General features: G+C 57.9%; 24 protein-coding genes and 3 pseudogenes. 13 read left to right on the top strand and 14 right to left on the bottom strand.

Translation table 11 applies throughout. The features are described from left to right. Nucleotides 1-77: 77 nt before the first annotated feature. The 4 genes and pseudogenes from KUF73_RS09715 to KUF73_RS09700 all read right to left on the bottom strand — a co-directional run. Nucleotides 78-481: pseudogene (locus KUF73_RS09715) on the bottom strand (helix-turn-helix transcriptional regulator); the annotation flags it as partial. Nucleotides 482-570: 89 nt separating this feature from the next. Continuing rightward, nucleotides 571-1,974 carry an MFS transporter gene (locus KUF73_RS09710; RefSeq protein ID WP_218437817.1) on the bottom strand — a complete coding sequence of 468 codons (1,404 nt, stop codon included), beginning with the start codon at nucleotides 1,972-1,974 and terminating at the stop codon, nucleotides 571-573. 167 nt (nucleotides 1,975-2,141) lie between these two features. Continuing rightward, nucleotides 2,142-2,825 carry a hypothetical protein gene (locus KUF73_RS09705; protein WP_218437816.1) on the bottom strand — a complete coding sequence of 228 codons (684 nt, stop codon included), beginning with the start codon at nucleotides 2,823-2,825 and terminating at the stop codon, nucleotides 2,142-2,144. A 924-nt stretch (nucleotides 2,826-3,749) separates the two neighbouring features. Next, nucleotides 3,750-4,466 (bottom strand): bifunctional 2-polyprenyl-6-hydroxyphenol methylase/3-demethylubiquinol 3-O-methyltransferase UbiG, encoded by a 717-nt coding sequence (locus tag KUF73_RS09700; RefSeq protein WP_218437815.1) that lies wholly within the window; start codon nucleotides 4,464-4,466, stop codon nucleotides 3,750-3,752. A gap of 253 nt (nucleotides 4,467-4,719) precedes the next feature. Between KUF73_RS09700 and KUF73_RS09695 the strand changes: the two genes are divergently transcribed. The 6 genes and pseudogenes from KUF73_RS09695 to KUF73_RS09670 all read left to right on the top strand — a co-directional run bounded on the left by KUF73_RS09695 (nucleotide 4,720) and on the right by KUF73_RS09670 (nucleotide 7,838). Continuing rightward, a complete protein-coding gene (locus tag KUF73_RS09695; RefSeq protein WP_218437814.1) occupies nucleotides 4,720-5,067 on the top strand; it encodes a metalloregulator ArsR/SmtB family transcription factor in 348 nt (115 codons plus the stop codon). Between the two features lie 17 nt (nucleotides 5,068-5,084). Beyond that, a pseudogene (locus KUF73_RS09690) lies at nucleotides 5,085-5,280 on the top strand (ArsB/NhaD family transporter); the annotation flags it as partial. A 43-nt stretch (nucleotides 5,281-5,323) separates the two neighbouring features. Further along, nucleotides 5,324-5,794: an arsenate reductase ArsC gene (locus tag KUF73_RS09685; protein ID WP_218437813.1), complete on the top strand. Its 471-nt coding sequence runs from the start codon at nucleotides 5,324-5,326 to the stop codon at nucleotides 5,792-5,794. Between the two features lie 9 nt (nucleotides 5,795-5,803). Next, entirely contained in the window at nucleotides 5,804-6,502 is a 699-nt protein-coding gene (gene arsH, locus KUF73_RS09680) for an arsenical resistance protein ArsH (RefSeq protein ID WP_218437812.1), read from the top strand. A 99-nt stretch (nucleotides 6,503-6,601) separates the two neighbouring features. Beyond that, nucleotides 6,602-6,850, top strand: a pseudogene (locus KUF73_RS09675) (N-acetyltransferase family protein); the annotation flags it as partial. 160 nt (nucleotides 6,851-7,010) lie between these two features. Beyond that, entirely contained in the window at nucleotides 7,011-7,838 is an 828-nt protein-coding gene (locus KUF73_RS09670) for a DMT family transporter (protein WP_218437811.1), read from the top strand. Between the two features lie 148 nt (nucleotides 7,839-7,986). Here KUF73_RS09670 and KUF73_RS09665 read toward each other — a convergent pair whose 3' ends face one another. From KUF73_RS09665 to KUF73_RS09655, 3 genes are all read right to left on the bottom strand, one after another. Further along, nucleotides 7,987-8,856 carry a GyrI-like domain-containing protein gene (locus KUF73_RS09665; RefSeq protein WP_218437810.1) on the bottom strand — a complete coding sequence of 290 codons (870 nt, stop codon included), beginning with the start codon at nucleotides 8,854-8,856 and terminating at the stop codon, nucleotides 7,987-7,989. A gap of 200 nt (nucleotides 8,857-9,056) precedes the next feature. Then, nucleotides 9,057-9,962: an alkaline phosphatase family protein gene (locus KUF73_RS09660; RefSeq protein WP_218437809.1), complete on the bottom strand. Its 906-nt coding sequence runs from the start codon at nucleotides 9,960-9,962 to the stop codon at nucleotides 9,057-9,059. A 120-nt stretch (nucleotides 9,963-10,082) separates the two neighbouring features. Beyond that, entirely contained in the window at nucleotides 10,083-11,513 is a 1,431-nt protein-coding gene (locus KUF73_RS09655; RefSeq protein ID WP_218437808.1) for an aldehyde dehydrogenase family protein, read from the bottom strand. 119 nt (nucleotides 11,514-11,632) lie between these two features. Here KUF73_RS09655 and KUF73_RS09650 point away from each other — a divergent pair, with 119 nt between their 5' ends. Then, on the top strand, nucleotides 11,633-12,535 hold the full coding sequence (locus tag KUF73_RS09650) for a LysR family transcriptional regulator (protein WP_256345531.1): 903 nt from the start codon (nucleotides 11,633-11,635) through the stop codon (nucleotides 12,533-12,535). Nucleotides 12,536-12,648: 113 nt separating this feature from the next. Here the strand turns inward: KUF73_RS09650 and KUF73_RS09645 are convergent, their stop codons facing one another. Both KUF73_RS09645 and KUF73_RS09640 read right to left on the bottom strand, forming a co-directional pair. After that, on the bottom strand, nucleotides 12,649-13,062 hold the full coding sequence (locus tag KUF73_RS09645) for a PaaI family thioesterase (RefSeq protein WP_218437807.1): 414 nt from the start codon (nucleotides 13,060-13,062) through the stop codon (nucleotides 12,649-12,651). A 178-nt stretch (nucleotides 13,063-13,240) separates the two neighbouring features. Further along, nucleotides 13,241-14,137, bottom strand: a complete 897-nt coding sequence (locus tag KUF73_RS09640) for a LysR family transcriptional regulator (protein WP_218437806.1) — start codon at nucleotides 14,135-14,137, stop codon at nucleotides 13,241-13,243. Nucleotides 14,138-14,299: 162 nt separating this feature from the next. Between KUF73_RS09640 and KUF73_RS09635 the strand changes: the two genes are divergently transcribed. The 6 genes from KUF73_RS09635 to KUF73_RS09610 all read left to right on the top strand — a co-directional run bounded on the left by KUF73_RS09635 (nucleotide 14,300) and on the right by KUF73_RS09610 (nucleotide 21,902). Further along, nucleotides 14,300-16,390 (top strand): acetate--CoA ligase family protein, encoded by a 2,091-nt coding sequence (locus KUF73_RS09635; protein ID WP_218437805.1) that lies wholly within the window; start codon nucleotides 14,300-14,302, stop codon nucleotides 16,388-16,390. Then, nucleotides 16,387-17,181 (top strand): enoyl-CoA hydratase/isomerase family protein, encoded by a 795-nt coding sequence (locus tag KUF73_RS09630; protein ID WP_218437804.1) that lies wholly within the window; start codon nucleotides 16,387-16,389, stop codon nucleotides 17,179-17,181. The genes KUF73_RS09635 and KUF73_RS09630 overlap by 4 nt, the downstream gene beginning before the upstream one ends. Continuing rightward, the gene (locus KUF73_RS09625) at nucleotides 17,178-18,617 is read left to right on the top strand and encodes an aldehyde dehydrogenase family protein (protein ID WP_218437803.1); all 1,440 of its coding nucleotides are present in this window, start codon (nucleotides 17,178-17,180) and stop codon (nucleotides 18,615-18,617) included. Before KUF73_RS09630 ends, KUF73_RS09625 begins: the two co-directional genes overlap by 4 nt. After that, nucleotides 18,614-19,435 carry an enoyl-CoA hydratase gene (locus tag KUF73_RS09620; RefSeq protein ID WP_218437802.1) on the top strand — a complete coding sequence of 274 codons (822 nt, stop codon included), beginning with the start codon at nucleotides 18,614-18,616 and terminating at the stop codon, nucleotides 19,433-19,435. The genes KUF73_RS09625 and KUF73_RS09620 overlap by 4 nt, the downstream gene beginning before the upstream one ends. Nucleotides 19,436-19,554: 119 nt before the next feature. Then, nucleotides 19,555-20,871: an MFS transporter gene (locus KUF73_RS09615; RefSeq protein WP_218437801.1), complete on the top strand. Its 1,317-nt coding sequence runs from the start codon at nucleotides 19,555-19,557 to the stop codon at nucleotides 20,869-20,871. Between the two features lie 89 nt (nucleotides 20,872-20,960). Then, complete coding sequence (locus KUF73_RS09610; RefSeq protein ID WP_218437800.1) at nucleotides 20,961-21,902, top strand: cupin; 942 nt, start codon at nucleotides 20,961-20,963, stop codon at nucleotides 21,900-21,902. 142 nt (nucleotides 21,903-22,044) lie between these two features. Here KUF73_RS09610 and KUF73_RS09605 read toward each other — a convergent pair whose 3' ends face one another. The 5 genes from KUF73_RS09605 to KUF73_RS09585 are packed head-to-tail and all read right to left on the bottom strand — an operon-like array spanning nucleotide 22,045 to nucleotide 26,194. Then, a complete protein-coding gene (locus KUF73_RS09605) occupies nucleotides 22,045-23,412 on the bottom strand; it encodes an ATP-binding protein (RefSeq protein ID WP_218437799.1) in 1,368 nt (455 codons plus the stop codon). Beyond that, on the bottom strand, nucleotides 23,409-24,071 hold the full coding sequence (locus KUF73_RS09600) for a response regulator (RefSeq protein WP_218437798.1): 663 nt from the start codon (nucleotides 24,069-24,071) through the stop codon (nucleotides 23,409-23,411). The genes KUF73_RS09605 and KUF73_RS09600 overlap by 4 nt, the downstream gene beginning before the upstream one ends. Nucleotides 24,072-24,082: 11 nt before the next feature. Continuing rightward, on the bottom strand, nucleotides 24,083-24,727 hold the full coding sequence (locus tag KUF73_RS09595; RefSeq protein WP_218437797.1) for a tetratricopeptide repeat protein: 645 nt from the start codon (nucleotides 24,725-24,727) through the stop codon (nucleotides 24,083-24,085). Continuing rightward, complete coding sequence (locus KUF73_RS09590) at nucleotides 24,724-25,533, bottom strand: SDR family oxidoreductase (protein WP_218437796.1); 810 nt, start codon at nucleotides 25,531-25,533, stop codon at nucleotides 24,724-24,726. The genes KUF73_RS09595 and KUF73_RS09590 overlap by 4 nt, the downstream gene beginning before the upstream one ends. Further along, nucleotides 25,520-26,194 carry a TenA family transcriptional regulator gene (locus KUF73_RS09585; RefSeq protein ID WP_218437795.1) on the bottom strand — a complete coding sequence of 225 codons (675 nt, stop codon included), beginning with the start codon at nucleotides 26,192-26,194 and terminating at the stop codon, nucleotides 25,520-25,522. The genes KUF73_RS09590 and KUF73_RS09585 overlap by 14 nt, the downstream gene beginning before the upstream one ends. Between the last annotated feature and the right edge of the window lie 2 nt (nucleotides 26,195-26,196).

The raw sequence follows: 26,196 nt of genomic DNA, 5'->3' as shown, positions 1-26,196 counted from the left end.
CTTTAACGAAAAGTGGCCGTTCCATGAACGGCCACATCAAAAAATTCACACCTTCTGGAAGCGTCGAGTGGAGACGATCACGTGCTGGAAGGTGATTGTGGCGTGTCGGGGTTGAGTTGCCGGCGCCTGAACTGTCCGGGTGGCTGGCCACGGATCTGACGGAAGCGTCGTGAGAAGTATGCCTCGTCAGCGAAACCGCACAACCTTGCCACCTCCCCCACTGATCGCGTGCCATTGAGCAGGTAATTGCGCGCCGCGTGCATCCGGCGTTCGAGTACCGGTTCAGTGAAGGTCTTGCCGATTTCCTTGCGCAACCAGTGCGTCAAATAGGTCGGTGCCAGGTAAGTTGCGGCCGCCACCTTGATCAGGCTGAGATCGGGATCGGCAATGTTCTTGCGCAAGTATTCGGACATCCGGCTCAACGCTTCTCATCCAGGGCGCGCATCTGCTCGATCAGGGCACAGACCTTGGCAAAATCTTCGCATCAACGACAATGCTCACTTTCGGCTGGATGTAACGCGTGTGCGGCCAGTGACGTGAATGGTCACATATCGCTTCGTAAGGCGTCGACTAATCCTTGACGCGTTCACGCTGCAACACCGACTCACCCGCCTGTGGCGGCAGGCGCAGGTTGTCCAGCAAGGCGACGCCTGCGATCGCCGCCACACACAGGAATGCCAGCTGAAAGTCGACAGTCTCGGCGTGCCCTGAAGTGCCACGGACGTTCATCGCAAGACGTAGCAGCAATGCGCCGATGGCCACGCCCATCGCCATGCTCAATTGGAAGAACATACTGAACAGCGTTGAAGCGTCACTCATCTGCGCCTTGGGGATCTCGGCAAAGGCCAGCGTATTGAACACGGTGAACTGCATGGAGCGTGACAAGCCACCGACGAACAGGATGAACACAATCAGCGCCGGGCTCATGCGCTCATCCAGCAGCGCGCAAGCCGCGATCGCCAGTACGCCAAGGACGCCGTTGACCATCAGCACCGGACGAAATCCCCAACGCTGCATCACCCCGGTGGTGAAAGGTTTCATGGCCAGATTGCCGGCAAATACCGCCAGTACCAGCAGCCCAGAATCGAATGCAGAGAGACCAAAGGCCAGTTGAAACATCAGCGGCAAGAGGAACGGCAAAGTGCTGATAGCGATGCGGAACATCGAGCCGCCGCACAGGCAGACGCTGAAGGTACGAATACCGGTTACACCCAGCGCCAACAAGGGTTGCGCATGCCGGCGCATATGTCGCCAGGCAAACACACCGAGAACCACGCCGGCACCACTCAGCACCAGCCCCTGTAACAGATTGGCACGGCTTTGCCCGAGCATCTCCACGCCAAACAACAACGCGGCGCTGGCGATGCCGACCAGCAGAAAACCACTGAAATCGAACGCTCTGGAGCTGGCGTCGTCCCGTTTTGGAATCAATGCCAGCGCGGCAATCAACGCCAGCACGCCCAAAGGCAGGTTGAGAAAGAAAATCCACGGCCACGCAGCGTGGGTGACGATGAAGCCGCCCACCGGAGGCCCCAGTACTGGCGCCACCAGACCGGGCCAGGTGATAAATGAAATCGCCCGCACCAGGTCTTTCTTCTCGGTGGTACGAAGCACCGCCAGGCGCCCCACCGGCACCATCATCGCTCCGCTGATTCCCTGCAGCACGCGCGCGGCGACGAAGGTATCCAGGCTTTCACTCAACCCGCACATCAATGAAGACAGGCTGAACAGCACAATCGCGGAACTGAACACCAAACGTGAACCGACCCGGTCGGCCAACCATCCGCTGATCGGGATGAACACCGCAACGGCAAGCATGTAGGCGCTCATACCAATGTTCAGGTCGACCGCCGCGACACCAAACGTCCTGGCCATGTCAGGCAGCGCGGTAGCGATCACTGTGGCGTCGAGGTTCTCCATAAAGAACGTGACGGCCACCAACAGGGCAATCCAGGTTGAGCGGCGTTGTGACATCGGTTGTTCCTGTTCGACTACGTCATAGCGGGACACTGTACGTCAGATCAAAATGCCCTGCCGCCTGATGCCGGCCAGACAATGCCTACCTTGTGGGGCCCCGGGCCTGCCAATGGTGACGGACAGAAAACGGCTACGCTCCAGTCGTTTTTGACTAGTTTTTTTGATCAATCGCTCCTGCGCCTGCTTACAGTTTCTACGGAAGGTGATGTATAGAGGTACGGACCAGCAGCCACAAGATCGGCACGTGAAGCCGAACACATGTAAGCCTCCACTTCTGCTGAAGCAGCTGCAATTGCAGAACTCACGTAAGTGATTGATGCCAAGGTAAGTAGCCGTAGATTGCTGATGTGCCCATCATCGAGCGTTGATGCCTTAAAGAGAGTCACAACTGGTGGGCCTACCTTTGCCACTGGTCCATCGGGGTTGGCAATTGGCACCAGCACGGCGCCTTGCGTGTACGCATTTTCATCATGCACAACCGTCTTATCCCTCAATGACTGGAGAACCGCAAACTGTGCGCGACCTTCCTCTGGCTCGTTCGCGAGGATCAGTGCTACATCAAGCTTGCTCCGACTTGCGCTGCGTTTGAAACACTTGAAAAACATGGTGAGCGCTGCCGTCCACAAGGCATCTGCTTCTGGCGTTCGCTGAGTGTGCTTGTGAACGAGAAGTTCAAGCCAACTGAGAGTGACCTCGAGGTCGGAGAGATGAAGACTGAGGTCTACCCAGCGCCGTGCGCTTTCGTGACGGACAGCGTACATATGAACCTGGCCTTCCGGCAGAGCTCCTAGCGTTTGGCTCGGTTCGAGCCGTTGCAAATTGATTGTCATACTTTCATTAGATGGCATCTCGCCCCCTTCATCTCGCATTGAGGTCAAACTGATATTCAAGGAATCAGTGTTTCAGAGTATTCGCCCCTCGCCCGCTTGTACCAATCAAACATGAGTCATTTCGACCCACAGCTGCTTTCCGAAACAGCGAAGCTAAATGACGGCTACCGCTGCGAAGCAGACCTAGGTAGCTAAAGCGCGAGCGGCAGCAAAGGGTCGTCTACTGCCCTTCGACGGGCAGAAAACGGCCAAGAGTAGACGGTCTATCCTGTCGGTTCTCATCGCAACGACAGAACATAGGTAGCAAAAGATCAGAAATCCGCTATTACGTTAGTAATTGCCATTTCATTGCAGATCGTCACAGGACCGCCCCACGATGCGAAAACCACTTAAGTATTCGAGAGTTCGTATTGGGATTTTACTGGGTGTTATCTCAATGGGACTGATCGGTTGCACCAGCGACGAGAACACTGCCGCATCTACTAAAGACATTAATCGACCACCTATCGATGACAGTGAGACGTCGTCTGTGCGTGTCACTACTAGTTGGTTACAACACTCACTTAGCCAAACTGACTGCCTGGAGCACGCCAGAGCGGCTCTTACAAAAGCGAGATATTTTGTTGAAGCAGGAGACAGATCAGTCTTTGGGTTGCGTGAAGGTATGACTTTTTCGATTCGCTGTGACTACGAAGGAGTTGCTTTTTTCGCGGTGGCTTATCGCCACAGGCCAAGCACTCAATTCCAAGATCGGATCTTGAATGAAATCACCAGGCTTTTTTAGCACTACTGACAGGAGATATAGGGCTCGCTCGCGTACCGTTGCTCGGCTTAGCGACCGCTTTGGGTCGGTGTCTGCCTATCTCGAAGCGAATCAGTCGACCCAAAGCTGACTGTGGCGACAGGCCGACATCGACCAATCGGTGCCTTTCATATCTCTGCTCAGACTGTTTTACACGTCAACCAAGCACCCCAGAACAAGCTGCTGAAAAAGCGGGTAGCGTCTCCGAAACCCGCGTCATGCAAAAGCTTTTGAACCGCCGCCTCAGAATGTGGAGGGTCAGCGCCTTGAAGAATTTTCCCAAGTTTGACTTTAACTTCATCCGGGCTGGCTCCGTGCTGCCGCCAGCGTTGCCCCCAGGCAGCGAGGAGTAACGGCTGGCTGGCATAGGCATATTGATTGCCTGCGACAATCAGCGGTGCCCCCGGTTTCAGACGAGCCCGAATGGATCGTAAAATTTGTCCTTTGGCATCATCCCCATCGAGATGATGGAGTACACCGATCAAAGTGGCGGCGTCGTAGAACGCTTCCGCTGCCAAGTCTTCTACGTGCCCAAGATGCAGGTCCGTTTTTTCCAGCACGTTGTTTACGGCTAACTGCTGTTTCGCGGTTTCAAGCATCGGCCCAGATGGATCAACGGCGGTGTAGCGCCAGCCCGGCTCAAGCCTGGCCATCGCAATGATCTCCTGCGCCGTACCGCCAGCGCCGACGACCAGAATTTTTGCCGAGCCCATATTGCCGAGGCTTGCCGCGAGCATGCACGCCGCCAAGTCCTGACAGGCGTCATAACCTGCCAATGCGATACGGCTCTGTCGTCCGTACTCATTGGCCCGTGTGTTATCAAACTTTTCAGCTGAGTCGAGTGGTAAAGATTTCAAGGCGGTTCTCCATGTCCTTGAATCAACTTAGGTCATAAACGACGATAATAAAAATTCATTAAATTTATACAATGCATTCCTGTAAGGAATGCCAGTCCGGTCAACGTTCGCCCAGACAACAGTGAGCTATGGGTCGGTTTCAGCCCTTCGCTACAGGCCGCAATCGGCATAAGCCGATGGTCATTGAATTTACGTCTTGCTCAAAACATATGGATATCCGTATATTCGATTATTCACATGTTAAGAGCGCGATATGATTACTCCCCCCGAGGTCTTCAAGAGCCTGTCTGACGAGACCCGCGTCCGCGCCACCCTGCTGATTGCCGATCAAGGTGAGCTGTGCGTCTGCGAGCTGATGTGTGCGCTCGACGACAGCCAGCCGAAGATCAGCCGTCACCTCGCCCAACTGCGCAGCAGCGGCCTGTTGCTGGATCGCCGTCAGGGCCAGTGGGTCTATTACCGCCTAAATCCAGATCTGCCCGATTGGGTTCACGAGATCCTGCAAGTGACGTCACAGGCCAACGTCAATTGGCTCAAGGACAACGCTTCGCGCCTGCAAAACATGGATGGACGCCCCGTCCGCGAAGCTGCGTGCTGCTGAATCCGAGTGAGTTTTCAATGCTTGTCGCTGTTGCTGTTTTCGCTTTCACCCTCGTTCTCGTCATCTGGCAACCCAAGGGCCTCGGCGTTGGTTGGAGTGCTACGGTCGGTGCGCTGGGCCAAGGGCAGCCGCTACCGGTTGTTCGCGTTCTGCGTACTGCTGGGCGCGGCAGTGTCTGCGGTGTTTGCCAATGACGACGCGGCGCTGATCCTGCGCCTGAACCTTTGATGTCCGCCTGAAGCGGAAGGAGCATCCCATGCGAGTCCTGTTCATGTGCACGGCCAACAGCTGCCGCAGCATCCTCTCCGAAGCGATGTTCAATCACCTGGCCCCGGCAGGATTCGAGGCGGTGAGTGCCGGCAGTTTCCCCAAGGGCCAAGTATTGCCGCGCAGCCTTTCGACATTAGAGCAGGCCGGCATCTCGACTGACGGCTTGCACAGCAAAGGCAATGACGCTTTCGCAAGTAACCCGCCAGACATCGTCATCACGGTTTGCGACAAGGCAGCCGGCGAAACCTGTCCGGTGTACTTCGGCCCGGCGCTGAAATCCCATTGGGGTCTGGCAGATCCGTCCTACGTGATCGGTGACGAGGCGTTGATCGACGCTGCCTTCCGCTCGACGTTGACGACTATCCAGCAACGCTGCCAAGCCTTCCTCGAACTTCCCCTCGCCCGACTCAACCGCGATCAGCTCAAGCGTGAGCTTGATCGAATCGGCACTCTCTAAGGAGCACTTATGTCAGAGCACCTGCCCAACCTCGATCCAAGCCTGTTCGAAGACCTACACGCGTCAACTCTGGACAACCACAAACCGCGCATCCTGTTGTTATACGGATCGACCCGCCAACGCTCCTTTAGCCGACTGTTGGTAGAGGAAGCCGCACGCTTGCTGGAGCACTTCGGTGCCGAGGCACGTATTTTCAATCCGTCGGGTTTGCCACTGCCCGACGATGTCCCGGTTGAGCATCCAAAAGTGCAAGAGTTGCGCGATCTGGTGCTGTGGTCGGAAGGCCAGGTCTGGTGCTCGCCAGAGCGGCATGGTTCGATGTCGGCCGTGTTCAAGGCGCAGATCGACTGGATGCCTCTGGAGCTGGGCGCAGTTCGCCCGACCCAAGGCAAAACACTGGCAGTGATGCAGGTCTGCGGAGGATCCCAGTCGTTCAACGTGGTCAATCAACTGCGGGTGTTGGGACGCTGGATGCGCATGTTCACCATCCCCAACCAATCCTCAGTGCCCAAAGCCTATATGGAGTTCGATGACACCGGCCGGATGAAACCGTCGCCGTTTTACGACCGCGTCGTCGACGTGATGGAAGAGCTGGTGAAGTTCACCGTGCTGCTGCGTGACCGCCAGGCGTTTCTGGTAGATCGCTACTCGGAGCGCAAGGAAACTGCCGAACAACTGATGGATCGTGTCAATCAGCGTTCAATTTGAGGTCGTCATGTCCATTGAAATCAGAATCGCAACGCCCGAGGTCGCGCCGCAAATCCAGGCCATCTACGCCCCCATCGTTACAGACACGGCCATGGTCGCAACCTCTACGCAGCGCTGCTGCCCATCCTCGCCCGCCAGGGTTTTCACTCGGCCTACGCCGGAATTTCCCTGCCAAACGCCGGGAGCGTCGGATTGCACGAATGCCTGGGCTTCAAACACATCGGTACCTTTCCCGAAGTAGGCTTCAAGCTTGGCAAGTGGCATGTCGTCGGTTACTGGCGCTTCGAGCGGGCAGCGGTGGCATGTCCCCCAAATGAAGTATATCGACTCCCGGAGCTCGCCAATTGAGCGCCCGCTTTGGGTCGACCGCAGTCGTCAGCTTTCGCAATTGGCTAATGGCCGAATCGAAGAAGGCCGAAATAGAATATTGATGAAGCATGAGGATTTACTCATTAAGTGATGAGAGGACTTCGCTTTCGTCAAGGTGCCCAATTGCTTAGGATGGCGCATGCCTTATCACATCATCTTGCTCATACTTTTCGCTGCACTTTTGCATGCCAGCTGGAATGCCGCGTTGCGTGGGGGGGCCGACAGACTTTGGTCGATGACGATCATGTGCGTGGCGGTCGCGATCGTCAGTGTCGCCATGGCCTTGTTTTTGGAGGCACCGGCCAAAGCCAGCTGGTTCTACGCAGTGCTTTCGGCGGTCCTGCACGTTGGCTACAACTTGTTCCTGGTGCGCAGTTACAAGGTTGGGGACCTTGGACAAACTTATCCTATCTCACGGGGCTCCTCGCCTATCCTGATCACCCTCGCCGCGTCGGTTTTTGCCAGGGAAACGGTCGGGGCAGTCGCGATGTTTGGCATTTTACTGGTGTCAGGCGGGATCATTTCGCTGGCCTTCAGGGGGCGCAAGCTCGCCGTTCCCAGCCTGCCCTATGCCTTGGGAACCGGCTGTTTCATTGCGGCTTATAGCGTGACAGATGGCATTGGTGTTCGCCTGTCCGGGGCCCCGATGGCCTACACGGTCTGGATGTGTGCCTTGTGGGGCGTCTTGATGCCGTTGGTGTACATCGGTGTGCGCGACGCCAAGAGTTTATTGACCTTTCGACCCGGCTTCATGATGGCCTTCATCGGAGGACTGGTTTCACTTCTGGCCTATGGAATCGTCATCTACGCTATGTCCGTCGCGCCAATGGGAGCGGTATCGGCATTGCGCGAAACCAGCGTGTTGTTCGCGGCATTGATCGGATATTTTTTCCTGGGCGAGACACTGACTGTCCGAAAGGTACTGGCATGCGCGGTGATTGCCATCGGCACTATCATCATTGGTTGACGGCAGGGGCGCAAAGCGATGGTCAGCTTTGGGTCGACTGATGCACTTCGAGACAGGCAGACACCGGCCAATAGCTGCCCCTTGGCCAGAGGCAGCTTACAACGATGAACTCAACGACGATCGTTACAAACCAGCAGCGATCTGTCCGCTATTGCAAAGGTACATAAATATCGGTTTGCCATTGATCCTGAGGTGTCTCGGGGGAAATGCTCAGATAATCGAAGAACAGCGGCTGATCTCGCAGCTCCTCGCCGCTGGTAGGCAGCCAGTCACGATAGATCGGATAGATCGATTCGCCGATGTGATCCGTCGAACCCACGTGACGCACCACAACGCAACGCCCGCCAGGGATCATCCTCTCAGTTACGCCGAACTCATTCGCCGCCACCGCCTCGTGAATCTCGCCGCAGATTGCAAAACGGAACTCATCCGCCGGGGTCGTATCGGGGTTGCCGAAAGGAATACCAAAGCTGCGACTAGATGCCACCGGCGATTGTCCGCTCTGCATGCGCCACTCGATAAACTTACGCACGCTCTCATTGATGAGCCCTGGCGCTCCGCGATGCTCTAATGCTGCAACCCTGACTTCGAGAAATTCCACAATGCGTATCTGCATAATGATGTTCCTGGAAAAATGAGGGATGGTGAAGACCGCACTCCAGACCTGCCAATTCGGTTGCTTCCTGAATGCACTCGGCGTCATACCGAACGCTCGCCTGAACGCCCTGGAAAATGCTTCGGGGCTTTCGAAACCCGCCCCGAAAGCGGCGTCCAGCACCGAATAATCCGCGAGGGAAGACAAACTATGCGCCGCGCGTCGTAGTCGCATCAGTTGTACATAGCGTGCAACCGGTACGCCCACGAACGCGCTGAACTGTCGATGAAAGTGAAACGCCGAAAAGTGCGCGATCTGGCTCAACGTGTTCACCGACAAGTCACCTTCGAGATTGGCATCGATATAGGCGAGTACCAGGTCGAAGCGTTTTGTGTAGGCGGCGTTGCTCGGCAAGTCAGACACTTAATAGAGGCTCCGGGAAATACGGTAGGCAATAGAGTCGACTATATCGGAGTACCCGCGCCTAGCCGTGTTTGCTCAGGTCGCGATTGAATTGGCTGCTCGGAACGGCCGCCAGGAAACTGAAGACATGGGATTAAGCCTGTAGAAGTCAATGTCCGCTAAGGGTCGTCTAGCAACTAGACAACGTGAATGTCTCGCCCTCATTGAACGAAGTTCAGAGCAGCCTGGCCGATATCAACCAAGTCTTTGATCTGCGCTGGAGGATATCCAGTCGGCGATATTGCCAAAAACGGCGCCCAGCGCTCAGTTTCTGAATAGCGACCGTGGGTATTGCCGATGCCACCGTGATCGCTGGCAAAAATAATCAAACGCTGAGGCATTGCTCCCTGGGCGGATGGCAAGGCGAATGCCTTCTCCCACAGACGACGAATACGGGAGTCTGTTTCTTGCACGGCGGCGGCGTAGCCTGGGTCAGACGGGTCGAAAGAACCATGATGCCCCGCTTGATCTACAGCATCGAGATGAATGAAGGCCAGATCGGGCTGACATGCTCGCCAGCTGGTCAGAACCTCCTGTTCGACCGCTGCATCGTCGCGACGAAAAAACGCCGCATGGCCTGTTTTTGGCAAATCCCCTAACCGCCCCTGAACCAAGTCGTACAGTGGCCTCCAGGACGTTACAAAAAAGCTGTGGCTGTCGGGCTTGCTGCTCTGAAGCCGCTCAAACACCGTTTGGGTTTTGATTGGGCCTGCACTGCTGTTATCAACAATGCCATGTTTGCTTGCCCAGCTTGCGGTGAGCACACTGACCCAGCCAGGTGCGGAATAGGTCTGTTGCGTGCGGCCATTGCTGACATCGACTCTCCCCCAAGCCAAACCCTGAGACGCTGCCAACTGGAACAGGAAAGGGGTCAGTGACGGGTTAACCGCGTCGGTGCGCAACCCGTCGATACCAATGATGACTGCCTGCCGGCCGGGCACCTGCACCGCTGCCATGCATTGCCCTGCCTCGTCACTCTGTGAACAACCCAGCAGGCTCATCGCACACAGGGCTAAAAGCAGTTTGAGGCCAGAGCGCAGTGTGCGGTTCTGAGTAATGAAATCCAAAGCCGCTTCTCCTTGGGAGTACAGGTTTCGCGTAAGGGAGATTGCATGCTACACCGGGAACGATGTAGCCCTGCTTCCGATGCTATCCACCCGTTGCACCCTGACAGGTTCCCAGCCACGTCATTTCATCGAGTGATTCGTGACCAAAGTCTTTGGTTCCAGATACGCGCTCATTCCCCACTTGCCCATTTCGCGCCCGAGGCCTGAATGCTTGAACCCACCGAAGGGCGCACGCGGTTCGTGGGCCAGGGTGTTGATGAGCACACGTCCCGAATCGATCTGACGGGCGATATTCACGCAGCGTTCGGGGCTCTTTCCGAGCACCAGGGCGCTCAGTCCATAGTCCGTGTCGTTGGCAATGCTGATCGCATCAGCATCATCCTCGTAGGGGATGATGGTCAGCACGGGGCCAAAGATTTCCTCACGTGCGATGCGCATTTGGTTGTTCGCATCAGTAAAGATTGTGGGCTTCACGAACCATCCGGCGTGCAGACCTTCCGGGCGACCTTCGCCACCTGCCAGCAACCTGGCACCTTCTTTCTGACCGATACGGATATATCCCTGCACCCGCTCCCATTGTTTCTGGCTCACCATTGGGCCGATGTCGGTGTCAGCGTTGCGCGGATCGCCCGATTGAATCTGTGAGACGCCCTCCTTCGCCACTTTCTCGAACTCTGCCAACCGGCTGCGCGGCACAAGGATGCGAGTGCCTGCAATGCAGGCCTGGCCGCTGTTGAGAAACCCGGCCTGTAGCACCAACGGCATGACCGCCTGGAAATCCGCATCATCCAGCACCACGGTGGGCGACTTGCCGCCCAGTTCGAGCGTCACGCGCTTCATGGTGTCGGCGCTGGTTCTGACCAGATGCTGACCGACAGCGGACGAACCCGTGAACGAGATCTTGGCAACGTCGGGATGACGGGCGATTTCTTCGCCCACCACATCGCCCCGCCCATTGACGATATTGAATACACCCGGTGGCAGTCCCGCTTCGTGCAATGCCCTGACCACGACTTGCGTCTGCAGCGCGCTCATCTCGCTGGGCTTGATGACGGCAGTGCAGCCTGCCGCCAGCGCGGTGGCCAGCTTGTTGCAAATGAAGCCTGCATTGCTGTTCCAGGGCGTGATCAAACCGGTAACGCCCACGGGCGTCAGAATGACCCTGGCGATGCCGACCTGTTCCTCGAAATCGAACGCTTCCAGTGCATCGATCGCTTGTGCAATCACATCGGCTGGATAAGTCGCCATCCAGCGCCCGCGAACCGCAGGCGCGCCGTATTCCACGAGGATGGCTTCCTGCAGTTCTTCCTCCCTTGCCGCTATGGCCCGGTGCATGCGTTGCAGTGCCGCAATGCGCTCTTCGCGATTGGTACGAGCCCAGGCCGGGAACGCAGCCTTGGCGGCCGCAACGGCACGCTGCGCGTCCAGTGCATCGCCCAACCGAACCTGACCGATGACTTCCTCGGTGCTCGGGTTATGGAGGTCGAACCATTGCTGACCGTGCGGAACGACGAACTCGCCGTTGATGTAGATGTGTTCAATGCGCTGCATGGAAAACCCTCATTCAAATGACTCGCCTCGAGCCGCTGTGAAGCCAAGTCTAAGAAGGATGGTTTGTTCCGATAAGCTATCCTTTGGCTAATGAAGCATCCTCAATTTCAGGACAATCCATGCACAAAACAGGAATGACCGAACTGGAAGTGGTTCTTGCGGTTGCGCGCCGCACCAGTTTTCGTGGCGCGGCACAGGAATTGGGAATGTCCACCACTGCCGTCAGCAGCGCGGTGGCCGGTCTGGAAGCTCGTTTGAAAGTGCGTCTGTTCAATCGCTCTACGCGCAGCGTCGCCCTCACCGACATCGGGCAACGCTATGTGGAGCGCATTGCCCCTGCATTGGCGCAAATCAAAAGTGCCGGCGAAGAGGCCAGCGTCGGCCCTGACTTACCCAGCGGCACATTGCGCATCAATGCACCGCATGGTGCGGCCTACCTGCTGCTGGATCCGCTGTTCAAACAGTACGCTGAGCGCTATCCCGAAGTGCGCATCGATATCGTCAGCGAATCAAGCATGGTCGACATCGTCGCCGGGGGCTTCGACGCCGGGATTCGCCTGGCAGAGTCCGTACCGCAAGACATGATTGCGGTGGCGTTGTCCGGTGACATCCGCATGCTCGTGGTGGCAACGCCCGAGTATCTAGAACGCCATGGCGTGCCCGAGCACCCGCGAGACTTGCTCACCCACCAAAGCATCGGCATGCGCATGGCGCACGGCGGCCTCTACCATTGGGAACTGGAATTCGACGGCCAGAAGTTGCAGATGGAGCTGCCGGTACGCCTGGCGTTCAACGAGTTGCTGGCCATCAAACAGGCCGTGTTGTTGGGCCTTGGCATTGGTTTCATTTCCGAGTGGTTCATCCAGGAAGAACTTGCAAGCGGCGCCCTGGTGCCGGTGCTGATGCCGTGGTGCCCGACGTTTGGCGGGTTGACGCTTTACAACTCAGGTCATCGCTTCGTGCCGGCGCGATTGCGCGCACTGATTGATCTGGTGCACGAGTTGAGGTCCACCCCGGTTTGATTCGGGTGACGGGTCGGCTGAAGCAGTCATTAAACGCGATGCGATAATACTCACCCGCAGAGTATCAGGGCGCTTTGACGAGTGACTGCTACCGCCTCGACGAACATACGTTTTCAACCCGGTGGCACAGCGAACACCGCACTGGCGCGTGCAACTGTTCGCTCACCGACATGCAAGCTGACAGCGGCAAACGCCAGTTGACGTCCTTTTTTGGAATACTCAAGACGCACCTCCAACCACTCATTGATTTGCACTGCGCCGAGATAATCCAGGGTCATGCTCGCCGTTATCAATGGCTGCGGAGGGTCGCTGGAAAATGCCATGGCGTAACCCATACCCACATCCGCCAATGTCGCCAATACACCGCCATGCAAGGTGCCGCGGCCATTGGCGTGTCGTGAGTCAGTCAATAATCCCAGTTCTAATTGCAGCCCATTGCCCCGCGCGTAGATCGGGCCAAGCAAATCAAGCAGCGGACTGCTGCGGGTAAACGGGGTAAAACCTTCGGGAATGGCTGTGTCGTTCATAGTCCCTCCTTGAGCGGTTACTGACCGGCGTCATTGACCTGAATACCTGTATTCAACTCAGAGGGTTTATTTGTGGTCGCGCAATGGGGCAAGCACTATACGTATGCGGAATTTGCAGTGATAAACCAGGTGCCCTGAATGGATATGGGCAGACGCCATAGGTCGATCCGCCGCTTGTCTACTCGAGCAGTGATTTGCACAACTCACGGACATGCACGCCTACGACTCTGGCCGCCTTCGAAAGCGGATGCTGGTGGGTAAACGCTAACGCAATCGTCCGTTTGATCTCCGGTTTACTGATTCGTATGGCATCAAGCAACCCGCGCTCGACATCGTCCTGCACCGCCAGTAAAGGAAGGATGGTGAATGCCCCTCCTGTCATCGCCACATCCTTCATTGCGTTAAGCGTGTCGACCTCAATCGCCACGTTCAACGAGACCTGATGTTTACGCGCCAACTGGTCCAGCGTGGTCCGCAATCCGTTGGGGCGCGAGGGCAGGATCAGCGGAAACTCCAGCAACGCAGCAAAATCAATCGATTGCTCAAACTTTGGCAGGCTTCCGGATTTACCCACCAGATAGGTATCAACGACCCCGAGGGTTTCTTCGTCACGGGCGTTGGAGATGCCGTATCGGTTAACGACAATCAGGTCCAGCGCACCGGCTGCCAGTTGTTCATCAAGATCACCGCTGAAGCCTTCAATCACATGCAGGCGTACGCCGGGGGCATGGGTTTGCAGCGCGGTGAAAAGCATGGGCAGCAACCTTCTGGACATCGACGGCAGCACACCGATGTGCACTGTGCCTGCCGGTACGCCCGACGACTCCCTGACCAGGGTTTCCAGGCGTTCGGCTTGACCGAGCAGCAAACGAATCTCCGGCAGCACAAGCCGCCCGAAATCCGAGACGACCAGACCGCGACCAGTGCGCACGAATAGCTGATCGCCCCACTCGGCCTCCAGTTGCGCCAGTTGCCGACTGACCAGTGATTGAGCGGTACCCAGCGCTACCGCTGTTCGCGAAATGGAGCCGAGCTCGTCCATCAGCAGCACGCTCTGCAGTTGTTTCAGATTCATCGACTTTGTCCTCGCTGCCTGCTCACCGGGCTTGGAACATAAACGACTGCCGGGCAGTAAACCATCACTTTTTGATGTATCTGATATCGCTGTTATGACACTTCCAGATGGGGCAGTCCCTCCCTAGACTCGGCTCAGACCTGAAGCCACCAAGAGTCCCCCATGGCCCATAACAATAAAATCATTGCGGCAGCGTTATCGCTGTTCGACCCGTCCAGCGTCGCCATTATTGGCGCATCCGATGACGCCAACAAAGTCGGCGGACGGCCCATTCACTACATGCTCAAGTTCGGCTACACCGGCACGATCCTGCCGATCAACCCCAAGCGCGAGTCTGTTCAAGGTCTGCGTTGCTATTGCGATCTGGCAGCGCTCGATAGTGTTCCCGACGTTGCAATCATTGCGGTCTCGGGCCTGGCGGCGGTTGAAGCAATCAAGGCGTGCGCCCTGCTGGGGGTGAAGACGGCAGTGGTCATGGCGTCAGGATTTGCCGAAACAGGCGCAAGCGGCCGGCAATTGCAAAATGAACTGGTGGACTTTGCGCGCCATCACGGCATGCGCCTGATCGGCCCCAATGCTCAAGGGATTGCCAATTTCGCCAACGGCGCGGTGCTGAATTTCAGCACCATGTTCATGGAAGTGGCGCCCGCCGATGGCCCCATCGCCATTGTCAGCCAAAGCGGTGCGGCGAGCGTCATGCCTTATGCGTTACTGCGTGAACAGGGTTATGGCGTTCGCTACCTGGCAGCCACCGGCAACGATGCCGACCTGGGTGTATCGGAGCTGACACGGGTGTTGGTGGAAGACCCGCATATCCGCCTGATTCTGGTGTATGTGGAAACGCTTTCAAACCCGCACCTACTCGCCGAGGCAGCACAGATTGCTCGTCAAAACGGCTGTCGCATCGTGTTGCTCAAAGGTGGGGTCAGTCACAAGGGGGCTGCCGCCGCGGCATCCCATACCGGGGCCATGGTGGGCCAGGATGGCGCTCTCGATGGGTTTCTCGACAAGCATGGCATCTGGCGTGCCCACGACATTCACGAATTGATCAACGCCGCCCCGCTATATCTCGGCGGCTTTGCTCCGCGTGCCGGGCGAACGGTGGTGATGAGTCACAGTGGTGCCGTCGGTGTGCTCTGCGCCGATGCCGCCGAGCGCGTCGGGCTGCCGCTGACTGAGTTGGCAATGCCTACCCTGGAACGGCTGAAAGGCCTGATCCCAGACTTCGCCAGCGCTGCCAATCCGCTGGACCTTACAGCCGCCCTGCTCGGCAATGGCGGGATGTTTCCTGCCGTTCTCGACGTACTGGGCCAAGACCCACAGGCCGACATGTTCCTCATCGGCATCCCGGTCGCAGGCCCCGGCTACGACGTGCCGGGACTGGCTCAGATCACCGCGCGATTCATGCACCATATTGGCAAACCCGTTGTGATGACCGCGCCTCAAGCGGATGTCCGGGCGCAGTTTCAGCAAGCCGGGGTTCCGTGCTTTCGCAATGAAAGCGAAGCAATATCGGCGCTTCGTCAGTATGCCCGACATTGCCAATGGCAAGGTTCGACACTCGCCGCACCCAGTTCCGCAGTGGTGACTTCGTACGCCGGCCTGCTTGACGAGGCAGACAGCCTCGCTCTGCTGGCAGGTGCCGGGGTACCGGTCGTCGAACATCGGGTTTGCCATGATGCCGATAGCGCGGCCCGGATCGCCGCTGAATTCGGCGATCGCATCGTCGTCAAGGGGTGCGCCGCGCAGATTCCCCACAAGAGTGAACACGGCCTGGTTCATCTCAATCTCGCTGATCCGCGAGCCGTTCAGGGCGCTGCGCGGCTTTGCCTGAGTGCCCTGGACAAACTGGGTGTCCCCCATGGCCGATTGGTCGTGGCCCGCTCGGTCAAGGGACTGCATGAGTTCATGCTCGGTGTCGTTGTCGACCCACTGTTCGGCCCGTTGGTGGTCATCGGTGAAGGCGGAACCCTGGTGGAGATTCGCAATGACACCGTGTCACTGCTCGCTCCGTTCACCGAGGCGCAAGCGCTGCAAACGATCGATCGACTGCGCATTGCCCCGGTGCTCAAAGGTGCACGCGGTCAACCGTCCCTCGATGCCAACGCACTGGCCCGAGCGGCCGTGGCCCTGGGTGATTTTGCCCTGCAACACCAAGCAAACCTGCTGAGCGTCGACATTAACCCGGTCATGGTCATGGCCGACGGCGTGGTCGCTGTCGACGCGGTTATCGAATATCGGGAGGCACCATGAGCATCGGTCATATCGGTCAACAACCCAGCGTGCTGGTTGACATTGAGGATCACGTGGCGCTCGTCACCCTCAATCGTCCAGCCAATCTGAACGCGGTGAATCAGGACCTGCGCAGCGCATTGATCGCCGCGCTGGCACAGCTCAATGAGGACCCGGCTGTCAAAGCAGTCGTACTGACGGGGGCCGGTGGCAAGGCGTTTTGTGCCGGCCAGGATCTGGAAGAGGCCAGTGCAGTGGACTGGCAGCAGATTGCCCCCTGGTTGAACGCGCAACGCGCTATGTACCAAGCCGTGCGCGACCTGGACAAACCCTGCGTGGTTGCCATCAACGGCGTCGCTGCCGGGGCAGGCATGCAACTGGCGCTGTGTGCCGATTGGCGCATTGCCTCAGCGGATGCCCGTATTGGCCAGCCTGAAGTGAAAGCGGGCCTGGCGAGCGTAGTGGGCTCTTACCTGCTGTCCTTGCACGTCGCCCTCACCCACAACGCCCAACTGTCGTTGTCCGGCGAACTCATCGGTGGCGAGCGTGCCCATGAGATTGGGCTAGTCACCGAGCTGCATGCCTCAGATGTGCTTGGTGCGGCCTTCGCCCGTGCCCGCTCGCTGGCCCAGCTCCCGGCGACGGCCATCCGCCTGTCCAAACAGCGCTTTCGGGCGTTGACTCAACCCGGTTTCGACGACGCCTGCACCGCCGGCATTCGCGCCCAGCTCGAATGCTATGCCAGCGGTGAGCCGCAGACCTTGATGAGCGCGTTTCTCGACGCGCGTGCACGCAAAGGAAATACACCATGACTGCCTATCAACACCACCTGATCAACGGGCTCTGGACTCAGGCGCAATCCGCCGACAACACCCGCGTCAATGACTCTTCGAGCGAAGCCGAGCTGGCCCTGGTCGCCCACGGCACATCCGAAGAAATCGACCTCGCCGTTCAGGCGGCAAAAAATGCTTTTGCGTCATGGTCAGCGTTGCCTGTGAGCACAAGAGCCGACTTCGTGCGTGGCATCGCCGATCAACTGGAAGAACATGTTGAGTCACTCGCGAAGGGGATCGCCGCCGAGGTCGGAATGCCGTTCAAGCTGTCGCAGCGCATCCAGGTGCAGGCGCCCATTCTGGCCTGGCGCTCGACCGCTGACCTGGCAGTCGATTGTCTGGCGGACACCCGAGTCGGCAACTCCACCATCACCCATGTCCCGGTGGGCGTCGTCGGTGCGATTACCCCGTGGAACTATCCCCTGCACCAGATCACCGGCAAGGTCGCCGCGGCTCTCGTCGCCGGTTGCACTGTGGTCCTCAAGCCGTCGGAACTTGCCCCTTGCGCCTCCCGCGTACTGGGTGAAGCCGCATTGGCAGCTGGCTTGCCCGCAGGTGTGCTGAACATTGTCTTGGGCGATGCGGCGACCGGCCAGGCGCTGGTCGAACATCCTGACGTCGCCTTGCTGTCGTTCACGGGGTCCACCGCCGTCGGCCGGCGCATCGCCGCCTCGGCAGGCCAGGCTCTGAAGCGGGTCGCATTGGAATTGGGTGGCAAATCTGCCTGCATTGCGACAGCGGATGCCCCTGCCGAAAACGTCGTGCGCCAGGTGGTCGGCTCATGCTTTCTGAACTCGGGTCAATCGTGCAACTCACTGACTCGCCTGGTCGTCCCGGTGGCCCTGTATGACACCTATCGCACCTTGCTGGCCGAGGCCGTGGCACGCCTGACACTGGGCGATCCCATGGACCCGACCACGCGCATGGGGCCATTGGTGTCCGCAGCACATCGCGACCGTGTTCACGCCGTGATTGTCGATAGTGAGTCCCGGGGGTTTGACCTGATTGCCGGCGGCAGCCAAGCGCCCGTGCCGGAGACCGGGTACTACATCGCGCCAACTGTTTTCGGGCGCGTTACGCCGCAATCGGCGCTGGCGCAGCAGGAAGTGTTCGGCCCTGTACTCAGCCTTATCACTTACGAAACTGAACAGCAGGCAGTCGAGATCGCCAACGGCACGGCGTATGGCCTGGCCGGTGCGGTGTGGGCCGCCAATACCGATCACGCCTTGAGCCTTGCCCTTCAATTGCGCGCGGGTCAGATCGACGTCAATGGTGCGCCCTACAACCCGGCAGCCCCCTTCGGTGGCTTCGGTGATTCAGGCCTAGGTCGTGAAGGCGGGACCTACGGTATCGAAGAGTTTGTCGAGCTGCGTGCCATTCAGATGCCAGTCGCCAGTACGAAGGAAAAATCATGAATTTCAGTCAAATCGAACTCAGCCGTTTTGGCGCTCAAGAGCACGTTGCTGTCGTGACCCTGATGCGTCCCGAAAAAATGAATGCACTGACCAAGGTGATGGAGGCAGAGCTGCGCGAAGCATTCGCTCAACTGGATCGCGACGACAGCGTTCGCGTCATCGTACTGACTGGCAATGGTCGTGCTTTTTGCGCTGGCATGGACATCGATGAACTTGAGGTGCTGCCACCCGACGACATCAGTGAAATGGCCTGGATGCGGCCCTATGACATGAACCGTCGTAGCGACTACCAAAGCCGTTACTCGTACTTCCCCGGTGTCCGTAAACCGATCATCAGCGCAATCAACGGCGCTGCAGCAGGCTTGGGCCTGGTGCTGGCCCTGTATAGCGACATGCGGTTTGCCAGTGAAACCGCCGTGTTTTCCACCGCCTTCGCCAAACGCGGGTTGATCGCCGAACACGGCATCGCCTGGCTGTTGCCGCGCATTGTCGGGCCGGGACACGCCGCAGACTTGTTGCTCTCGTCACGCAAGGTTTCGGCGCAGGAAGCGCTGAGCATGGGGCTGGTTGAACGCCTGTTTCCGGCCGACACCTTGCTGGTACAGACCCTGAAATACGCCGAGGACGTGGCTGTCAACGTCTCGCCACGCTCTGTACGTGTCATTAAACAACAGTTGGGGGAATCGCCCTTCCAGACACTCTCCGAGTCCATCGCCCAGGCCAACCGTGAGATGTTCCTGAGCATCCAGAGTGGTGACTTCAAGGAAGGCGTGGCGCATTTCATGGAGCGACGACCCGCATGCTTTAGCGGCACCTGATTGATCCAGAGAACGTTCAGAGCTGCCACAATCGCCAGCAAGAGCTGCTTCGACAGCTCGCTGGCGATCACAGGGCATTGATATCACCAGTACTCCATAACAATAACAAGGAGTCAGCGATGACTATCCTCAATACCGCAGAACAGCACGTCGGCGTGCAGGACCCTGCCCTCGCCGAATCGACCTTCAAGAAAGTCATGTGGCGATTCATGCCGCTGTTGTTCCTGTGCTATGTCGTGAGTTACCTCGACCGGATCAACGTCGGCTTCGCCAAGCTGACCATGCTCAACGATTTGTCCTTCAGCAATGCGGTCTACGGCCTTGGCGCCGGTGTATTTTTCATTGGCTACTTCTTCGCCGAAGTACCCAGCAATATGATCCTGCACCGCGTCGGTGCGCGGCGCTGGATTGCCCGGATCATGATCACCTGGTCGCTCATCTCGGCAGCGACTGCACTCGTGCAGACGCCGATGCAGTTCTACATCGCCCGGTTTTTCCTGGGCATTGCCGAAGCCGGTTTTTTCCCCGGCATCGTGCTTTATCTCACCCTTTGGTTTCCGGCCCATCGCCGGGGCAAGATGGTCGCGCTACTGATGGCGGGCAATCCAGTGTCCGGTATCCTCAGCGGTCTGGTGTCAGGCTATATCCTGCACAGCATGAACGCGGTGCATGGGCTGGCGGGCTGGCAATGGTTGTTCATTATCGAAGCCGCTCCGGCACTGATACTGGGTGTTGTCGTGATGTTCTTTCTCACGGACAAAGTGAAGGATGCGCATTGGCTGAGCGAGGAACAGCGAGCCCTGGTTGCCGAAGAAATCAGCCAGGACAACGGTGCTAAAACCCACAGTTCGGTGCGTCAAGGACTGCTCGGCGGTCGGGTGTGGTTGATGTGCGCCATTCTGTTCCTGCTGGTCATGGGCACCAGCACCATCGGTTTCTGGCAGCCAAGCATCATCAGCAATTCCGGCATTACAGATCCAAGAACGATCGGGGTCATTTCGGCGGTCCCCTATCTGGCGGCGCTGTTGGGCATGTACCTGGCCGGCAAAAGCTCTGACCGTCATCGCGAACGCCGTTGGCATGCAGTCATCCCACTGTTGGTGGCAGTGCCGGGGTTTCTGATTTGTGCGTTTTTCCCGCTGACGCCCTGGTTGGCGATTACAGGCCTGATCATCGCGACCGCCGGCATCATCACCTCATTGCCCATGTTCTGGGCGCTACCGACCTCGTTTCTCGGGGGCGCAGGGGCGGCGGCCGGAATTGCGCTGATCAACTCCACGGGTAATCTGGCCAGCTTCGCCGGCCCTGCCTTGCTCGGATTCCTGAAGGACCTGACTCAATCAATGACCACCGGATTGGTCATTGTCGGTGGCTGCGTGTTCCTGTCCGCAATGATCATCCTGGTGTTCGTGCCCGCCAAAATGGTCAACCGATAGTCACCCTGCCCGTTGTAAAGCCCGTCGCAGCTTCTGCAGGCAATTGCACAGAAGCTGCGTCAAAGGATCAGAGAGTTGAGGTAACCACCGTGAACAGTAAATTCAAGATCGATGCCGTGGACGCAGTACCGACAAACGAGCTGCAGGCCGAATACTTCGAGTACAGCAAAGCGGCAAACCCGATCAGCGCCCAGCTCATTACGCGCGTTCCCTACCACAGCTTTCCGGCATCACTCTATGACACGGGCCCTTCCCGGATCGTACCGCTGGATTTGAGCGAAGCACTCGGCTGCGAAGGGCCCGCCACCGGGCCGGGGCTGTGCGCAAACTTCATTCGCCTCAATGCCGGTGACAGCCTTACGCTGCGGCCCAACGCCACCTCGCAGGTCTTTTATGTGATTGCTGGCGCGGGCGAAGTCATCCAGGGCGAGCACAACATTGGATGGTCCAAGGGTTGCTTCATTGCGCTGCCTGGTCTTCTGGATGCCCGTTTCAGTGCAACCGGGGATGCCCTGCTCTACTACGTTCATGACGAACCACTGCTGCGCTATCTCGGTGTGACCCGCAGCACCGATCGCTTCGCTCCAACGCTGTATCCCGCGCAAACGGCCAATGCGAAACTGCGCGAAGCCGCCGATGATCCGCGCGCGCAAGACCGCAGCCGTATCAGCATCTTGTTGGGTAATCGCAATTTTCCGCAAACCCGAACCGTGACGCATGTGCTTTGGGCCATGTATGGAATTCTGCCTGCCGGCTCGACCCAGAAGCCTCACCGGCATCAGTCTATCGCGCTGGATTTCATTATTGATTGCCCGCAAGGTTGCTACTCATTGGTCGGCACCGAACTGGATGCCGATGGCCAGATACTCAACCCGGTTCGAGTGGATTGGGCGCCTGGTTTAGCCTTTGTAACCCCACCCGGTTACTGGCACGCTCATTTCAACGAGTCGGACCAGGAAGCATTCCTTATCCCGATTCAGGATGCGGGCTTGCAGACGCATCTTCGTTCTCTGGACATTCGCTTCAGTTAAAACGGTGTAGTCACGGCTCTTCGCGACAGGCATCTATCGGTCGTTTTCAGCCGGTCACCACAGGCAGGAAACGGCCAATTTCTGCCTGCCGCGAGGGGCAGAAATCGGCCAAAAACAGTCGATCAAAATAAGAATGGCAGCGTTATTGACGACAAATCACTAACGTTGCACACAACCCTGCGGGGCTCCGATTCTCCAACCTGATTTGACCACCCAAACGATCAGCAATGGCCTGAACGATGGTCAGCCCCAATCCTGCGCCCTGGTCATTTCCGCGGCTGTAGAAACGCTCGAAAAGCCGCTCGCGTTCCTCCTCGTTGATTCCCGGTCCATCGTCCTCAACAGACAACTCATAGTAATTTTCTTTGACGGTCAGCCGGACAGTGATCAGTCCATGCAGTGGGGAGAAGTTTGCTGCATTGGTTACCAGGTTATTCAAGGCAATATCGATGACGGCCGGGTCGGCTTTCACCCATTTAATGTCATCGCTGACATCGAAAACCAATTCGAGATCCTTGCTCAATAACCAGGGAGCCAACTGAATCAGGCTGTCGCGAACGGTGGCTGCCAGATCAATTGGTACAGGCGGTTGGGTTCCTGCTTTTGGTTCCATGCGCGCCATCGTGAGCAACTGGTTAACCAGTCGACTGGTACGGTCCACTCCGGCAATCAGATATTCAAGCGAGGCACGGCGATCCTCCTCACTTCCCACCTCCATCAGGTTTTGGGCATGCACCCTGAGCACAGCGAGTGGCGTACGCATTTCGTGGGCGGCGTCCGCGATAAAGCGGCGCTCACGCCCCATGACCTCCTGAATCTGCGCGAGCATTCGATTGAGAGCTGCCTGCATGGGCTCAAGCTCAGTGGGTAGCGGCATCAATTGCAGGGGCTCAAGTGACCCTGGATGCCTCGCTCGCAATGTTGCAGCCATATTGACCAAAGGTTTCAATCCCCAGCCGATGGCCAGCCAGATCATTGCGGCCAGTATCAAACTGCCCAGAATATTGGGCCACACGGTATGACGCACGATTCGGTCGACCAAATCCGAACGAACATCGTCTCGTTCACCCACCCAGATGCGCAAACCATTTTGCTTGTCTTCGAGCAGAAAGGCGCGCCAGTGCCGGTTGCTCAGATCTATAACATCACTGAAACCTGGCGTTCTCGGCGGCGTCCTGAAAGACGGCGCGCTAGTGGTGTGTACCAGCACCTCGTTGTCAGGGCTCCAGACCTGGAAGGCAATCTTCGTTTCATAGGGATGGCCGTCAACCCTGGGTTCCGCCTCGCTCAGTGCCTGATTAAAGGCCTTATACAGATCAGCATGTTCTTTGCTGGCCAAAGGCATGCGCATGACGCCTTGTAGCAGGCGAGCGTTCTGGGCCAGTTGGGCGTCATAGACTTCGGCGATTTCATGGTTGCTGTCGTGCAGGTTGAACAGGCTGATCACGGTAATACCGGCGAGCATCAGGCTGATGATCAATGTCAGGGTACGACGCCTGATGGAGGTCATGGACGCTTCTCCACCAGGTAACCTATACCGCGGATAGTACGGATCAGGTCGGTGGAAAACTTCTTGCGCAGATGATGGATGTGAACTTCCAGGGTGTTGCTTTCGGCCTCCTCGCTCCAGCCGTACAGCAATTGCATCAGGTGATCGCGGGTCATCACCCGCCCGGGTGGTGAAAGCAGTTCGTGGAGCAGTTGGTATTCCTTGGGCGTCAGGGCCACCGACTTACCGTTATAGCTGACTTGCTGAGTGCCTGGATTCAAGCTGATACCCGCGTGCTCGATCAGCGATTGTGCACGCCCGGCACTGCGCCGCAGAAGCGCACGCAAGCGAGCCTTCAGCTCCGCCAGATCGAAAGGCTTGATCAGGTAATCGTCGGCCCCTGCATCCAATCCGGCAATGCGGTCTTCGGTGGCATCCCGTGCGGTAAGGATCAATACCGGCAGATTGGAGCCACTGTCACGCAAACGCCGCAGCACTTCGAGACCATCCATCCGAGGCAAGCCAAGGTCGAGCACCGCCAAATCAAAGGTTTCACTGAGCAGTGAATGCAAAGCGCTGCTGCCGTCCCGCAACCAGTCGACGGTGTAACCTTCGCGACTCAGGGCCTGATGTATGCCTTCGCCCAGAGCCACGTCATCCTCTACCAGTAATAAGCGCACACGGACTCCTGTCAGCCGAGTTTCTTGTTCACGTCCACCAATAGCGCTTCGATCTCTTTGCGTCGCCCGGCATCGGCGGTTTCGCGTCCGGGTCTAGGCGCCGCCAGCAGTGCTTTTTGCAGCGCAGCCCTGGCTTCAACGTAACGCTTTTGACGGTAGAGGTGATCGCCCCAGAAGTACAGGCTATCGATGCCATTGGGGTTCATACGCAGGGCAAGTTCGAGCAACTGTTCGGCCTTGTCTGAGTCGCCGAAACCGATGGGCCAACCCGGCACACGGTCATACAGCGCTCCGAGGCTCGTGTAGGCAGAACCTTGCAGTGCCTTGGGGTCAATGGCCAGAGCTTTTTCCAGATCGGCCTTGGCCTCCTTGACCTTGCTCAGCGCGCCCAGTCCACCCTGCGCACCGGCCCAACTGCTGGTGACGATGCCGGACCAAATCCATGCTTCAGCCAACGTTTGGCGCTCTTGGGTGAAGCTTGAAGCTTGTGCAGCCAGCTTTTCAAACGCGGCGGTTCGTTGCCCCTCCGGCAACTCGTACTGAATGTGTGCCCAACTTTGCTGGATACCGCTCAGGCGTTGCTGATCGGCAGCATCCAGTGCCCAAACGCTATGGCTCAATGTTCCAAGTAGCAGGTAAGCGAAGATCTTTTTCATGGTTCGAGATTCTCCTTGTCGGGTTTTTGACTCAGGTGGCGGATTAACGGCAATTGCTTGCGCAAGCCTCGATCCACCAAATGCGGCAACAGGCTGTTGAGGCGTACGAAAAAGCGTTCCGGCCAACCCAGGTACAAATCACGACGATCACCGGCAATGGCGTGCATCACCGCAGATGCCACGGTTTGCGGATCGTCGACGCTGGTTTTGAGCGCATCGTTCAACGCCTGGGCCGCCGCGCTGTTCATGCTGGTGCGGGTGGCTCGCGGGGCGACGTAGAGCACGCTGACTCGTGTGTCTGCCAGCTCCCGACGCAGGGCTTCGGAAAACCCGCGCAAGGCAAACTTGGTTGCGCAATAACTGGCATAACCGGGGTAGCCGATGGAGCCGTAGGTGGAACCGACGTTGACTACCATGGCGCTGTCGGCCTGCTTGAGCAGGGGCAACAGGATTTTGGTCAGGCAGATCGGTGCGCTGATGTTCACTGCCAGCATCGCGTTGATCTCGCTGTCATCCAGTTGTTCAAGCATGGCGAAATGGTTCACCCCGGCGGCATTGATCAGCAGGTTAATGCCTCCCATGTTTTCGGCCTCTGCCAGCACCTCGCGGCGCTCGGCGAGGACGGTCAGGTCGGCGTCCACCCAGCACAGGTTTTTCGGGTAGCGTTTGAGCAACGGCGCCAACGGTTCCCGATGCCGAGCCACTGCCAACACTTGCGCACCACTGGCACACAGGGCCGTGGCGATGGCCAGGCCGATGCCACCGCTGGCACCGGTCAATACAACACGAGCTTCAGACAGGAGCATGCAGGTTCTCCCCGTCACGCGGCAGGCCGCGGAACATATCGGCGTAGAGCCGGTACACCACTTTGGACGCGTGAATAACGGCGGCTTGATCGTCCGGGTCTTCCAGTTGGTTCATCAGTCGACGGTAGGTTTGCATGTGCTCGATATCCAGTGAACCGTGGGAACTCAGGTAGCTGAAGGCGCTTTCCGGCAGGTCAAGGCGTTCGCGAATACTGCTGGCGGCGTGGGTGGCCAAGGCGATGCTGGTGCCTTCGAGCACGTTGACCATGCCGAACAGCCCCACCGGGTTGTGCCGAGCGATCAGGTCGTAGAGGAAGCTGACCATCAATTCGATCGGCAAGGACGGGCGTCCATCGCGCACAGCGTCTTTGTCACCGCCGCAGGCCTCGATGTCATTGAGTACCCACTTTTCGTGGCCGTATTCGTCTTCGATGTATTCGCATACCGCTTCACGCAGCCATTCCAGGCGCAATGGCAGGCGCGCACCGCAGGCCATCATCAACGGCACGGTATGGCGCACGTGGTAGTAGGCCTGTGTCAGAAACGCCCGGTAGCTTTCCAGACTGACGTTGCCTTCCAGCGCCTCACGGATGATCGGCAGGTTGAACAACTCAATGCGTTCTTGTTGAGTGGCTTCTTGAAGCGTGTCGAAAAAGCTCATGG

The sequence above is a fragment of the Pseudomonas sp. PD9R genome (genome assembly GCF_019200975.1).
Taxonomy (GTDB): Bacteria; Pseudomonadota; Gammaproteobacteria; order Pseudomonadales; family Pseudomonadaceae; genus Aquipseudomonas.
Note: the sequence above shows the minus strand (reverse complement) of the source record. Positions and strands in the feature narration are given on the sequence as shown.

Bases quoted from the DNA above. Each gene is read 5' to 3' on its own strand.
- KUF73_RS09710 (WP_218437817.1), bottom strand. From the start codon at position 1,974: ATGTCACAACGCCGCTCAACCTGGATTGCCCTGTTGGTGGCCGTCACG.
- KUF73_RS09705 (WP_218437816.1), bottom strand. From the start codon at position 2,825: ATGCCATCTAATGAAAGTATGACAATCAATTTGCAACGGCTCGAACCG.
- KUF73_RS09695 (WP_218437814.1), top strand. From the start codon at position 4,720: ATGATTACTCCCCCCGAGGTCTTCAAGAGCCTGTCTGACGAGACCCGC.
- KUF73_RS09685 (WP_218437813.1), top strand. From the start codon at position 5,324: ATGCGAGTCCTGTTCATGTGCACGGCCAACAGCTGCCGCAGCATCCTC.
- arsH (WP_218437812.1), top strand. From the start codon at position 5,804: ATGTCAGAGCACCTGCCCAACCTCGATCCAAGCCTGTTCGAAGACCTA.
- KUF73_RS09670 (WP_218437811.1), top strand. From the start codon at position 7,011: ATGCCTTATCACATCATCTTGCTCATACTTTTCGCTGCACTTTTGCAT.
- KUF73_RS09655 (WP_218437808.1), bottom strand. From the start codon at position 11,513: ATGCAGCGCATTGAACACATCTACATCAACGGCGAGTTCGTCGTTCCG.
- KUF73_RS09650 (WP_256345531.1), top strand. From the start codon at position 11,633: ATGCACAAAACAGGAATGACCGAACTGGAAGTGGTTCTTGCGGTTGCG.
- KUF73_RS09645 (WP_218437807.1), bottom strand. From the start codon at position 13,062: ATGAACGACACAGCCATTCCCGAAGGTTTTACCCCGTTTACCCGCAGC.
- KUF73_RS09640 (WP_218437806.1), bottom strand. From the start codon at position 14,137: ATGAATCTGAAACAACTGCAGAGCGTGCTGCTGATGGACGAGCTCGGC.
- KUF73_RS09635 (WP_218437805.1), top strand. From the start codon at position 14,300: ATGGCCCATAACAATAAAATCATTGCGGCAGCGTTATCGCTGTTCGAC.
- KUF73_RS09630 (WP_218437804.1), top strand. From the start codon at position 16,387: ATGAGCATCGGTCATATCGGTCAACAACCCAGCGTGCTGGTTGACATT.
- KUF73_RS09625 (WP_218437803.1), top strand. From the start codon at position 17,178: ATGACTGCCTATCAACACCACCTGATCAACGGGCTCTGGACTCAGGCG.
- KUF73_RS09620 (WP_218437802.1), top strand. From the start codon at position 18,614: ATGAATTTCAGTCAAATCGAACTCAGCCGTTTTGGCGCTCAAGAGCAC.
- KUF73_RS09615 (WP_218437801.1), top strand. From the start codon at position 19,555: ATGACTATCCTCAATACCGCAGAACAGCACGTCGGCGTGCAGGACCCT.
- KUF73_RS09605 (WP_218437799.1), bottom strand. From the start codon at position 23,412: ATGACCTCCATCAGGCGTCGTACCCTGACATTGATCATCAGCCTGATG.
- KUF73_RS09595 (WP_218437797.1), bottom strand. From the start codon at position 24,727: ATGAAAAAGATCTTCGCTTACCTGCTACTTGGAACATTGAGCCATAGC.
- KUF73_RS09590 (WP_218437796.1), bottom strand. From the start codon at position 25,533: ATGCTCCTGTCTGAAGCTCGTGTTGTATTGACCGGTGCCAGCGGTGGC.
- KUF73_RS09585 (WP_218437795.1), bottom strand. From the start codon at position 26,194: ATGAGCTTTTTCGACACGCTTCAAGAAGCCACTCAACAAGAACGCATT.